Annotated in this window: 7 protein-coding genes and 3 rRNA genes (1 of these 10 cut by a window edge); 8 read left to right on the top strand and 2 right to left on the bottom strand. The window is 39.9% G+C overall.

Going from position 1 to position 13,367, the window contains the following annotated elements; translation table 11 throughout:
- Nucleotides 1–8 precede the first annotated feature (8 nt).
- Both pepF and HZI73_RS00930 read right to left on the bottom strand, forming a co-directional pair.
- Entirely contained in the window at nucleotides 9–1,817 is a 1,809-nt protein-coding gene (pepF, locus tag HZI73_RS00935; RefSeq protein WP_330619670.1) for an oligoendopeptidase F, read from the bottom strand.
- 139 nt (nucleotides 1,818–1,956) lie between these two features.
- Nucleotides 1,957–2,331, bottom strand: coding sequence for a winged helix-turn-helix transcriptional regulator (locus HZI73_RS00930; protein WP_212696405.1), 375 nt, complete (start codon nucleotides 2,329–2,331; stop codon nucleotides 1,957–1,959).
- A gap of 152 nt (nucleotides 2,332–2,483) precedes the next feature.
- On the opposite strand from HZI73_RS00930, the gene HZI73_RS00925 reads away from it, so the two are divergent.
- The 8 genes from HZI73_RS00925 to HZI73_RS00890 form a co-directional block, all read left to right on the top strand.
- Entirely contained in the window at nucleotides 2,484–2,879 is a 396-nt protein-coding gene (locus HZI73_RS00925; RefSeq protein WP_212696404.1) for a pyridoxamine 5'-phosphate oxidase family protein, read from the top strand.
- Between the two features lie 287 nt (nucleotides 2,880–3,166).
- Nucleotides 3,167–4,612 (top strand): glycogen synthase, encoded by a 1,446-nt coding sequence (locus tag HZI73_RS00920; RefSeq protein WP_212696403.1) that lies wholly within the window; start codon nucleotides 3,167–3,169, stop codon nucleotides 4,610–4,612.
- A 349-nt stretch (nucleotides 4,613–4,961) separates the two neighbouring features.
- Nucleotides 4,962–6,083, top strand: a complete 1,122-nt coding sequence (locus tag HZI73_RS00915) for a YkvI family membrane protein (RefSeq protein WP_212696402.1) — start codon at nucleotides 4,962–4,964, stop codon at nucleotides 6,081–6,083.
- Between the two features lie 13 nt (nucleotides 6,084–6,096).
- Nucleotides 6,097–7,236 carry a DUF5711 family protein gene (locus tag HZI73_RS00910; protein WP_212696401.1) on the top strand — a complete coding sequence of 380 codons (1,140 nt, stop codon included), beginning with the start codon at nucleotides 6,097–6,099 and terminating at the stop codon, nucleotides 7,234–7,236.
- Between the two features lie 13 nt (nucleotides 7,237–7,249).
- A complete protein-coding gene (locus HZI73_RS00905) occupies nucleotides 7,250–7,957 on the top strand; it encodes a CvpA family protein (protein ID WP_212696400.1) in 708 nt (235 codons plus the stop codon).
- Nucleotides 7,958–8,605: 648 nt separating this feature from the next.
- Nucleotides 8,606–10,134: ribosomal RNA gene (locus HZI73_RS00900) — 16S ribosomal RNA — on the top strand.
- A gap of 164 nt (nucleotides 10,135–10,298) precedes the next feature.
- Nucleotides 10,299–10,416 (top strand): 5S ribosomal RNA (rrf, locus tag HZI73_RS00895).
- Between the two features lie 679 nt (nucleotides 10,417–11,095).
- Nucleotides 11,096–13,367 (top strand): 23S ribosomal RNA (locus HZI73_RS00890) (it continues 633 nt past the right edge of the window).
- The 16S, 23S and 5S rRNA genes sit together here, the layout of an rRNA operon.

The raw sequence follows: 13,367 nt of genomic DNA, 5'->3' as shown, positions 1-13,367 counted from the left end.
AGTAGTCTTTATTGAATCATACTTTCCATTTCATCCAATAATCCTTCAAACACTTTAAGCGCCTGCTCAATAGGCTCAGCAGTTGTCATATCCACACCAGCTTTTTTAAGTGTTTCGATAGGATATTCAGAACAGCCACTCTTAAGGAAATTCTTGTAGTTGGTGACAGCTTCTTCACCTTCATTAAGAATCTTCTGAGATAGAGCAATCGCTGCTGAATAACCTGTAGCGTATTGGAATACATAGTAATTGTAATAGAAATGAGGAATTCTTGCCCATTCCATATCAAGGTCTTCATCAATGATCATATCATCACCAAAGTATTTCACATTGATGTCATGGTACATCTCACATAATTTATCAGCGGTAAGTGCTTCACCGTTTTCAACCACTTCATGGGTAAGCCGCTCAAACTCTGCAAACATGGTTTGACGATAAACGGTACTCTTGAATTGCTCCATGAAGTAATTGATGAGATATAACCGCTGATTTTTGTCTTCCGTTGTCTTTAGAAGATGCTCCATAAGCAGTGCTTCGTTAACCGTTGAAGCAACCTCTGCTAAGAACGTTGGGTATTCTCCATAGATAAAGGGCTGGTTTGTATACGTATAATGGGTATGAAGGGCATGACCCATTTCATGAGCAAGGGTAAACATGGTGTTGACGTTATCTTGGTGATTCAGTAATACATATGGATGAACACCATAAGTTCCCCAAGAATAAGCACCACTGCGTTTTCCTTCATTTTCATACACATCAATCCACTTTTCTTCAAAACCTTTCTGAATGAGTGAGCGATACTCTTCACCCATAGGAGCAAGAGCTTCGTACACTTTTGCCTTAGCTTCTTCGTAAGGAATGGTGACATCCACATCTTTTACAATGGGTGTATACACATCATACATATGCAGTTCATCAAGGTTCAACATCTTTTTACGAATGGATACATAACGATGCATGAGTGGCATGTACTTGTGTATGGTATTGACTAATTGGTCATATACAGCAACAGGAATATTATTTTCAAAAAGACTTGCTTCACATGTAGAGTTGAACTTCCGTGCCTTCATGTTAAAGATATCTTTTTTAATATTAGCTGTAAATGTGGTAGCGATGGTATTTTTAAATTTTTTATAAGTAGCGTACATGGCTTCAAAAGCATCTTTTCTAACGCGACGGTCGGTACTTTCCATAAACGTTACATAACGACCTTTTGTAAGCTCAACATCATGTCCCTCTTCATCTTTGATAGTTGGGAACTTAATATCTGCATTGTTTAACATGGAGAATATATTTTCAGGAGAACCAGCTAACTCAGCTGCCTCTGCCATTAATTTTTCTTCAGCTAAACTAAGAATATGGGCTTTTTTACGAAGAAGATCATCCATATAAACTTGGTATAATTCTAAACCATTACCTGATGCCATATAGGTTTTCAGTACATCTTCAGGCATAGCGGAAATTTCAGGCTCAATAAAGGATAAACTACTGCTTACACGTACGGCCAGAGAATTTGCTTTTTCAGCAGTTGCTTGAGCATCAGCATTATTAGAATCCTCATGTAAACGCATATTGGAATAGACATATAACCGTGACAGTTTCTCATTCAGCTCATCTCTTTTTTGTAAGCAAGCGAATAGTGTGTCATCAGAATCTTGCAACGTTCCTGAATAAGACGCTATGGCTTCAGACAGGGCAACGATTTCATCATAACGCTGTTTCCAATCTTCTTTTGATGCTACCATGTCTTCTAGACGCCATTTAAACGTGTCATCAATCTCACTTCTCTTTGGAAGTTTTGACATTTTACTCATCATAACAACTCCTTTCAATGGTAGTATTATAATATATTACCAAGAAAGTTTCTATAAATTTCTATTAAAATATTCATGTTCTTCATAAATAATAGCATTTTGTTTTTATTGATTGAGGTACCCCTCTTAGGCAATATCAGTATTATTTAGGCATATTATCCGCAATATAGTCTGAACCCCAATCAAACATTTTGTCAATCACATGAATTAAATTCTTGCCAGTGTTGGTGAGATAATACTCTACCTTTGGAGGGACTTCATTGTATGATTTTCGTATGAGTAAACCATCAGCCTCCAGTTCTTTTAATTGGCTGCTAAGATAGGCCTGGGTGACTTTGGGTATGGATTTTCTAATTTGAGAAAATCGTAAAGTCTCCTTTCTTAGTAACCATATAATCACAATTTTCCATTTTCCACGGATGATTTTCTGTGTTAAACACACAGGGCACAACTGTTTTTTTATGTCTTCTTCAATGGGACATTTCAGACATTCATCAATGTATTTTTGAGCTAGCATATAATCCTCCCTTTAGTATACTTTTATATACTTAATATGAATAATTGTCGTACTTGTTTTTTTCATATCATTAATATATGATAATCTTGTAAGTAAGTCAAGAAAAACCAAATTTAGAAATAAGCCAATTTCTAAACGAAAGGAGACAAAGCATGAATATTCCTAAGAACGCAATTCAATTACTTAATGATCCAGAGGCATCAAAAGTTTTAACAACTGTTTCCAGTGATGGGGTACCACATTCAATTGTGGTAGGTAGCATGATGGCTCCTAGTGACAATCTATTATGTGCAGCTGAAGTATTGATGAAAACTACTGCAAAAAATCTTGAAAGCTGTGAAAATGTAGCTGTTTTGGCTGTTAAGGGGGCAGAATCCTACTTGGTAAATGGTACTGTCAAAGAGCGTCAAACACAAGGTGAATTATTTAATCAAGTTTCTGAACAACTAAAAGGTATGGGGCTTACAGCGCAAGCAGTATGGACATTTGACCCAACAGAAGTATATAATCAAAGTGCAGGTCCAGATGCAGGGAAAAAGATAAGTTAATAAAAAACATGTAATAATCTGCATAGTGTATACATATTTTAAGGGGCTGTCTCATCAAAGCAAAATAACGTCAGTAGGTAATGATAAGTTTAACTTATTATGGTTGACGTCTAGCCGACAAAATTGCTTTTATGACACAGCCCCTTTTTTATCATACCGATCCTTTTTTTAGATTCCTAGCATATAATGGGACATACTTCTATATACTATATAAGCAATGGAATTTCTGGCAATGTGTAAGCCATCGTCACTGATTATGATAAGGATGATTGAAGAGGGGATCTAATATGAGAGAAAATGTAAAGTTGTTATATGTGTCTGCTGAGATTGCACCTTATGCCACCACTGGTGGGTTAGGTGATGTGAGTGAATCTTTACCAGAAGAATTAGGTGGCTTGGGCGCAGAAGTTGTTCGGGTTATGCCTAAGTATAAGGGCATTGAAAAAGATTATCCACTACAAAAGACACTGCAATACATGATAGAAGTTGATGGACGTGTGGCGTCGGCAGACGTCTATGTCCTTAAAGAAGACAAGTTGACAACATATTTTATTGGAAGCCTAGAATATTTTGAACGCGACCAACTCTATGGCTATGAAGATGATGGTTTGCGTTTTGGTTTTTTTTCCAAAGCGGTGTTGCAGCTGTTGCCCCTTATTGATTTTAAACCCCAGGTTATTCATGTAAACGATTGGCATGTTGGTCTCATACCTTTCTTATTAAAGACCGCCTATGGTCACCATGTTTATTATCAGGACATGAAAATTTTTTATACCATTCATAACTTACAATATCAGGGTGTATGTCATAGCGATATATTGAATCAACTCAATATACCCAGACATTATTTTCATAATGAAGCGCTGGAATTCTACGGTAATGTGTCCTTTATGAAAGCGGGTATTATCTTTTCAGATACGGTTTCTACAGTCAGTCATACTTATGCAGAAGAAATTCAAACGCCCCTTTATGGGTATGGACTAGATGGTGTTTTACGCCAGCATAAGCTTAAGCTTATGGGTATCATTAATGGGGTTCACTATGATAAATTTAATCCAGAGACAGATCCTTATCTGCCATATACCTATGGTATGGACGACGCCATATTGATTAAAGGTAAGAATAAGTTGACATTGCAGCAAGAAGTAGGTTTACCAGAAAAACAAGTACCTCTTGTTAGCATGATAAGCCGGCTTAGTGATCAAAAAGGCGTGGATATTGCCATTGAAGCAATGGAAGCTCTCGTTAAGGAAGAGCTGGATGTACAATTTTTAATTCTTGGAACCGGTGAAGAAGCCTACGAAAATGCCCTTAGAGATTTGGAAAAAGAGTATTCAGACAAGATTAAGGTGATGATTGCTTTTGATCACCAATTAGCAAGGAAAATCTATGGCGCTTCTGACTATTTTATGATGCCATCCCTTTTTGAACCTTGCGGTTTGTCACAATTGTATAGCATGCGATTTGGTACAGTGCCCATTGTTAGGAAAACAGGTGGTCTTGTGGACACCGTTGAACCCTTTGATGAAGCCACATTATCTGGTTGTGGATTTGTGTTTGAAGCATATCATCAGACAGCATTAAGCGAAGCTATTAAAGAAGCAATAGACACCTACCATCATAAAAAGAAACGGCAAGCATTGGTTCGTCATTGCATGGAGAAGCAATTTTCTTGGGAAAGTTCTGCAAAGGTATATGGAGAGGCGTATACATCATTAATCAATAACGTGTAAGCCTTAGCGATTTTAAAGGTTACCATCAATAACTGGTGTAAGAGGTAATTGTTTTATAAACCATATTATAATAGAAGAATGATGTCATAAAAAATATAAAGGGACTGCTTATGAAAGCATATTGATGAATAATTGGATGCTTTCATAAGGCGTCTCTTTTTCTTGTTACCCTATATCGTATAGTAAAAGCGGCCATCTACATGAATGATAATAAGATAGTTGTCAATTCGTTTAATTAAATAAGGCATACAATCTAAATGGACTTATATGGTATGAACTTATATACGCCAACATAAATATATAGTAACGAGTCTTTATTAAACAATGATGATATTCAGGGGTTGATAGATTGAAAACAGATTTCAAAAATGCTATAAAAATTGCTTCAGTATATATAGGAACAGTTCTCGGAGCAGGCTTTGCTTCTGGTCAAGAAATGATGAAGTTTTTTGCCTATTATGGATTCAAAGGTATGATCGGGCTATTACTCACAGGTATTATGTTTGCACTTATTGGCTGGGCAGTTCTTGAAATTATCTACCATAATGGTTCAAGGAACTATAAAGAATTTATACATCCCATAGCAGGAAAAATATCGGGTAAAATACTGGATTGGACCGTTGTCTTTTTTATGTTTGTATGTTTTTGCGCCATGTTTGCCGGTTCAGGTGCTTTATTTCAGCAAAGATTTCACATACCTTACCAAGTAGGTGTTCTTGTCATGGCCGTATGTTGTTACATTACTTTTTTATTCGATGTGAAAGGTGTCATTACCGTTAACTCCTTTTTAGCACCTATTTTATTAGTAGGTGTGTTAATCGTTGGTTTGTATATGTGGTTTTTTCGAAGCACGTCGGTTATGAGCAATATGGTTCAAGTATTTTTAGTTGTTCGGGATAATTGGTTTAGTTCGGCCATTATCTACGTGTCCTATAATATCATAACAGCGGTGGTGGTTTTGACCACTTTGTATAAATTAGTGACCAGTAAATTCACTGCAAAAGTTGGGTCTTTACTTGCAGGTTTGGCTCTTGGTATGATTGGCATCATCCTTGGTTTTGTTATTCTGGTACACTATAAAGATATACAAGGAATAGAAATTCCTATGCTAGCTATTGTAATGAGATATGCGAAGGTGGTACAATATATTTACATCATTGTTTTAATATCTGCTATGTTCACAACAGCGGTAGCTAATGGTTACGGCATATTATCTAAGTTAAAAATAAATAAAACTAAAGGTGGTAAAGTCAAGCTGGCCGTATTTATTGGGGTAGCAGTGCTCTTTTCTCAAATAGGTTTTTCAAATATGGTGGGTAAGGTTTACCCCATATTTGGGTACATAGGCGTATTTGAAATTATTCTTATTATGTTGTATTTTATTAAGATTAAATGGGATACATTTAAAAATAAGTTTAAAGGTAACGAAGTATTTAGGAAAACGATTAACAGAAGGTTAAGGAAAGAATAACGTAGGTGATAAGGTGAAAAAACAAAAGATGAAGATTTTTCTCATCATGGTTGCTGTCATAGCCTCATTGGTAGCATATATAGTCATTATACGACCAAAGGGGTATGGCTTAATAGGTGGAAAAGTTAAGTTTGAAGTCATGAATACCACTGCCATTAATCCACTGGATAAGGTAAGTTTAAGACAATTGGGTAAGCATATTGTAAGAATATCAAAAGACGGTGTCACCATGTTAGATTATGAAGGTAAAACCATATGGGATAAAACCTTTAACATGATGAATCCTAAAGTTATTAGTAATGAAAAGTTTTTAGCCGTTGGGGATATATCATCCAGAGATGTTTACTTGTTTAATGAAGAAGGTTTTGTACGACAATATGATGTAAATGACCCCATCATCATGTATGACATCAATGAAAATGGTATTGTAGCCATTATTGGGCAGAATGACAAAGGACATGTTGTGCAGCTATATGATGCAGATGGGACAGCATTAGTACATAGAGAAACTTTTCTGGAAAATGACGGATTTCCTTTAGCCTTAGATATTTCAGAAGATGGTACCAAGATGGTGACAAGTTATTTATTTGTAAAAGGCGAAACAGTGGTATCCAACTTAACCTTTTTCAATTTCAGTGACACAGGTCAAAAATTTGATGAAAGAGTAACGGGTGCTTTTGCTGTTGACGATACCCTTATTCCAGAAGTTAAGTTTCTCGATGGGAATCATGTCAGTGCCGTTGGGGACAATCGGGTTTTATTCTATCAAGTAGATATTAAGCCTGAGGAGGTTGCCAACGTTACTTTGAATAATGAAATTAAAAAAGTGTCTTATGCAAATAATAATCTATTAACGTTATTGGGTAGACCTCTTTCAGGTGAATCCACGTATCAAGAAAATACGTTAGTGGCCTATGATAATGCTGGTCAAGTGGCTTATGAAAATGCTTATGAAAGTGCCATTACCTATTTAGAAGGTAGTCATGAAAAATATTATGTGGAATCAGAATTTTATATAAGAGAATATTATAACGGTAAAATTAATTGGGAAACACCCCTTAAGGAAGACATAAAGTTCATCAGTTCCTTAGGACGTAATAAGTTCCTAATCGTTTTACAAAATGAGTATAGGGTAGTAAAGGTAATCAAATGAGGAGGAAATGATAATGAGTTGGTTAGATATAGTGGTGATAGGTATTATTGGGCTTAATGCTTTTATTTCCTATCAAAGAGGGTTTATAAAAACGTTATTTAAGTTTGTGTCGTTAATTGTATCCGTCATGGTTACCATGTATGTATATCCATATGTAAGCCAATTTCTTATTCATCAAACAGGTGTCTATGCATCTATAAAAGATGGGATTATTCGTTTGTTAAAATTAGAAGGTGCTGCTGAGACGGCTCAGACAACAGGCGATCAGATTAACTTTATTAGTAACTTACAGATTCCTGAAGCATTCAAACATATATTAGTCACAAATAACAATAGTGAAATATATAATTTGCTGGATGTGAGCAGTATAGGCGATTACATTGGGGGCATGATTGCTACATTGATTATTAACATCATTGCTTTCCTTGGTGTATTCATTATTGTATCCATTCTGTTGAAGGTTGTTATCAACTTAGTTGACTTGGTAAGTAAACTGCCTGTACTTAATCAGATTAATAAACTGGGTGGTTTAATCATTGGTGTCATTATTGGTATTGTTATGGTTTGGTTTCTAAGTCTTATACTGTCCATGTTTAGTGCGAACCCGGGTGTGGCTAAGGTTTTTGAGACATTAGAAGTGTCAGAAGTGGCTAAGTTCTTCTATGATAATAACTTATTGATGAAGATTGTGACCAATGTTTCCAAGAGTATTGTAGGTTAGATTGTGATTAGGCAAGTATATGTCCTTTTGCAAGTATAATATAAATTAGTATATAAAGCGTTCTTACTTTTGTATGAGACCCATACAGAGGTAGGAACATTTTTTATACCTTCATGGCATGACTAAAGAATGTGCTATTTTTTGAATTTATGTTTTATGGTAAGCGATAAAAGAGAGATTCCAACAAGAGGCGTGGTCGGGAACAAGAGAGGGAGAATTCTCATTCTTTGATAAGGTATATATTTGATAAAGTTTATCCATCATTTCTGAAGGTATTAAGAAAACCAAAGGTGAAAAAGATAAAAAATATAATAATAATAAATGATAACGGTAGGGCTTAGAGTACCCGTCTATAAGGTCTTAGACAATCCTGTCATGTTTTATCGAAAAAAGTTTACTAAAAATCCTTGACTTTAATTTACTGGGATGATACAATACTTCTCGCTGGTAAAACAGCAAACAACAACGTGTAACAGCAAGAACCTTGAAAACTGAACAGTGAAACAAACCAAAAGCTTATAAAAGCTTTACCCAAATAATTCCTTTGTAAATTCAGAGAATTGTTATGCATAGCTTAACAATCTCAAACAAAGAGACGGTAGTCTATAAACTACAATTGCCAGATTAGTCTGGTCAGAATAAACTTTTTAACATGAGAGTTTGATCCTGGCTCAGGATGAACGCTGGCGGCGTGCTTAACACATGCAAGTCGAGCGAGAAACTTAAGGATGAACCTTCGGGTGATTCCTTAAGTGGACAGCGGCGGACGGGTGAGTAACGCGTGGGTAACCTGCCCTATGCAGGGGGATAACGCACTGAAAAGTGCGCTAATACCGCATAAGACCACAGGATTACATGATCTGGTGGTAAAAACTCCGGTGGCATAGGATGGACCCGCGTCTGATTAGCTAGTAGGTGAGGTAACGGCTCACCTAGGCGACGATCAGTAGCCGACCTGAGAGGGTGATCGGCCACATTGGGACTGAGACACGGCCCAAACTCCTACGGGAGGCAGCAGTGGGGAATATTGCACAATGGGGGAAACCCTGATGCAGCGACGCCGCGTGAAGGAAGAAGGTTTTCGGATCGTAAACTTCTATCAGCAGGGAAGATAGTGACAGTACCTGACTAAGAAGCCCCGGCTAACTACGTGCCAGCAGCCGCGGTAATACGTAGGGGGCAAGCGTTATCCGGATTTACTGGGTGTAAAGGGTGCGTAGGCGGCGGAGTAAGTCAGATGTGAAAGCCCCAGGCTCAACCTGGGGACTGCATTTGAAACTGCTTTGCTAGAGTGCAGGAGAGGAAAGTGGAATTCCTAGTGTAGCGGTGAAATGCGTAGATATTAGGAGGAACACCAGTGGCGAAGGCGACTTTCTGGACTGTAACTGACGCTGAGGCACGAAAGCGTGGGGAGCGAACAGGATTAGATACCCTGGTAGTCCACGCCGTAAACGATGAATGCTAGGTGTCGGGGGTCGAACCTCGGTGCCGCAGCAAACGCATTAAGCATTCCACCTGGGGAGTACGATCGCAAGATTGAAACTCAAAGGAATTGACGGGGGCCCGCACAAGCGGTGGAGCATGTGGTTTAATTCGAAGCAACGCGAAGAACCTTACCAAATCTTGACATCCTTCTGACCGTTCCTTAATCGGAACTTTCCTTCGGGACAGAAGAGACAGGTGGTGCATGGTTGTCGTCAGCTCGTGTCGTGAGATGTTGGGTTAAGTCCCGCAACGAGCGCAACCCTTATCTTTAGTAGCCAGCAAGTAAAGTTGGGGACTCTAGAGAGACTGCCGGGGACAACTCGGAGGAAGGTGGGGATGACGTCAAATCATCATGCCCCTTATGATTTGGGCTACACACGTGCTACAATGGTAGTGACAAAGGGAAGCGAAGTGGTGACATGGAGCCAACCCCAAAAAAGCTATCCCAGTTCGGATTGTAGTCTGCAACTCGACTACATGAAGTTGGAATCGCTAGTAATCGCGAATCAGCATGTCGCGGTGAATACGTTCCCGGGCCTTGTACACACCGCCCGTCACACCACGGGAGTTGGAAGCGCCCGAAGCCAGTGACCAAACCTTTATGGATGGAGCTGTCGAAGGTGAAGCCGATGACTGGGGTGAAGTCGTAACAAGGTAGCCGTATCGGAAGGTGCGGCTGGATCACCTCCTTTCTAAGGAAGATCGTTAAAGTTGAGGCTTTAAACGATAAGTAGAATTGCATGGAATAGTAAAGCATAGCCGAAGGTGTTATTAACCCTGTTAATAACATTTGTTTCACTGTTGAGTATTCAAGGAAAAACAACATATACCGTTTATTCTAAGAATAGAAGAGATTTCTGGTGGTGATGCGTCTATGGGACATACCCGTTCTCATACCGAACACGATGGTCAAGCCACAGACGGCCGATGGTACTTGGTTGGAGACGACCTGGGAGAGTAGGTGGCTGCCAGATTGCCAATAGTTTTCAAGGCTTTACTTAACAAAGAAAAGGCTGAGAAAACTTTAAAAAAGTGCTTGACATAGGGCAAGTGACTATGATAATATAGCCTAGCGCTTAAATCAAGCCAAAGAAAAGTTATAAAAAAGCGATTGTTTTGCATTCGCAAAGTCAACGCTTATCGAACATTGAAAACTTCACATTGAAAAGATATTTAACAAAGAAGAAGTCATTCTTTCAGGAGATAACTTCTAAGGAAAGAACCTTTTGTCATGCCATAAAATGTATGCAAAAGAACTTAGCCATTTGTTAAATACTGACATCAAATGATAATCAATTATCCTATGATTTAAAAAGAAAGCACTTGTTTTGCATAAGCAAAGCCAATGCTTAAAAGAACCAAGAGTAACCAAGAACAAGCTACGTATCCTATTGTGTAAGCAATGGGTGTATACAAATAACTTGTAAATCTTAGCTCTTAGTGCGATCAATGCATGCTTGATTGGAAGGTTGTTATACATGTTTATAAGAATCTTACGAGAAAAGCTGTTTATGGCAACATTTATTCTCATATTGTTCTTCTAAGCTTTAAAAATCACCCAAAACCGTGGTGATATTTAAACCTAAGAATCACGAAGAGATAGGCAATCGTTTTGCATGCGCAAAGCCGATGCTTAGATGAGAAAAATGTATAGGTCAAGCTAATAAGAGCAAAGGGTGGATGCCTTGGCACTAGGAGCCGATGAAGGACGTGATAAGCTGCGAAAAGCTTCGGGGAGGCGCAAATAGCCATCGATCCGGAGATATCCGAATGGGGAAACCTGACTGGGAAAAGCCCAGTTACTACATGGTGAATACATAGCCATGTAGGGGGAACTCGGGGAACTGAAACATCTAAGTACCCGAAGGAGGAGAAAGAAAAATCGATTCCCTAAGTAGCGGCGAGCGAAAAGGGAAGAGCCCAAACCTAAGAACTTAGTTCTTAGGGGTTGAGGACCGCAGAATGTATCTTGACGTTTAACCGAATGGTTTTGGGAAAGCCAACCAAAGAAGGTGAAAGTCCAGTAGGTGAAAGACCGAGAGAGCAGGCGGTATCCAGAGTAGCACGGGACACGAGAAACCCTGTGTGAAGCTGGGGGGACCACCCCCCAAGGCTAAATACTCCCTAGTGACCGATAGCGTATAGTACTGTGAAGGAACGGTGAAAAGAACCCCGGGAGGGGAGTGAAAAAGAACCTGAAACCCTTTGTTTACAAGCAGTCGAAGCTCGTATATAAATCAGAGCGACGGCGTACTTTTTGTAGAACGGTCCGGCGAGTTACGTATAACTGGCAAGGTTAAAGACTAAAGGTCTGGAGCCGAAGGGAAGCCAAGTCTTAATAGGGCGTTAAGTCAGAGTACGTAGACCCGAAACCGGGTGACCTACCCATGGTCAGGATGAAGTTACCGTAAAAGGTAATGGAGGTCCGAACCCACACGTGTTGAAAAACGTGGGGATGAACTGTGGGTAGCGGAGAAATTCCAATCGAACCCGGAGATAGCTGGTTCTCCTCGAAATAGCTTTAGGGCTAGCCTTGATGGAGTCTAATGGAGGTAGAGCACTGAATTGTCTAGGGGGCCGCGAGGCTTACCAAAACATATCAAACTCCGAATGCCATATAGATGCTCATCAGGAGTCAGACTGCGCGAGATAAGTTGGGTAGTCAAAAGGGAAAGAGCCCAGACCACCAGCTAAGGTCCCAAAGTACATGTTAAGTGGAAAAGGATGTGAGATTTCGAAGACAACTAGGATGTTGGCTTAGAAGCAGCCATACATTCAAAGAGTGCGTAATAGCTCACTAGTCGAGAGATCTTGCGCCGAAAATGTCCGGGGCTAAAACATGACACCGAAGCTGTGGATTGATAGTAATATCAGTGGTAGAGGAGCATTCTTAACTGGGACGAAGCTGTACTGTAAGGAGCAGTGGACTGTTAAGAAGAGAGAATGCCGGAATGAGTAGCGAGAGAGAAGTGAGAATCTTCTCGGCCGAATATCTAAGGTTTCCAGAGTAAAGCTGATCTTCTCTGGGTAAGTCGGGACCTAAGGCGAGGGCGAAAGCCGTAGTCGATGGACAACAGGTTGAAATTCCTGTACCGCATGCAAACAGAACTGTGGGGACACAGGAGGATAGGAAAAACGGGGAATGGAAAAACCCGTTCAAGTACAAAGGATAGGAAGACAGGCAAATCCGTCATCCGTTTCTGAAGTACGATGAGGACCGAAATATAAGTAGGGAAGTTTCTGAATCCAAACTGTCGAGAAAAGCCGCTATTGTTTTGTATGTGCCCGTACCGTAAACCGACACAGGTAGATGAGGAGAGAATCCTAAGGCCGACGGGAGAAGCGTTGTTAAGGAACTCGGCAAAATGACTCCGTAACTTAGGGATAAGGAGTGCCTCTTTAGAGAGGCCGCAGAGAATAGGCCCAAGCGACTGTTTAGCAAAAACACAGGTCTCTGCAAAACCGAAAGGTGAAGTATAGGGGCTGACGCCTGCCCGGTGCTGGAAGGTTAAGAGGAGGGGTTAGCGTAAGCGAAGCTCTGAATTTAAGCCCCAGTAAACGGCGGCCGTAACTATAACGGTCCTAAGGTAGCGAAATTCCTTGTCGGGTAAGTTCCGACCCGCACGAAAGGCGTAACGATTTGGGCACTGTCTCGACAACGCGCCCGGTGAAATTGTAGTACCGGTGAAGATGCCGGTTACCCGCGACAGGACGGAAAGACCCCGTGGAGCTTTACTCCAGCTTGATACTGGGATTCGGTATTACATGTACAGGATAGGAGGGAGACGTAGAAGCAAGGACGCCAGTCTTTGTGGAGTCGCTGTTGGGATACCTCCCTTGTAGTACTGGATTTCTAACCTAGCACCCTAAACGGGTGTGGGGACAATGTCAGGTGGGGAGTTTGACTGGGGCGGTCGCCTCCGAA

Source organism: Vallitalea pronyensis, assembly GCF_018141445.1.
GTDB classification, from domain to species: Bacteria; Bacillota; Clostridia; order Lachnospirales; family Vallitaleaceae; genus Vallitalea; species Vallitalea pronyensis.
Note: the sequence above shows the minus strand (reverse complement) of the source record. Positions and strands in the feature narration are given on the sequence as shown.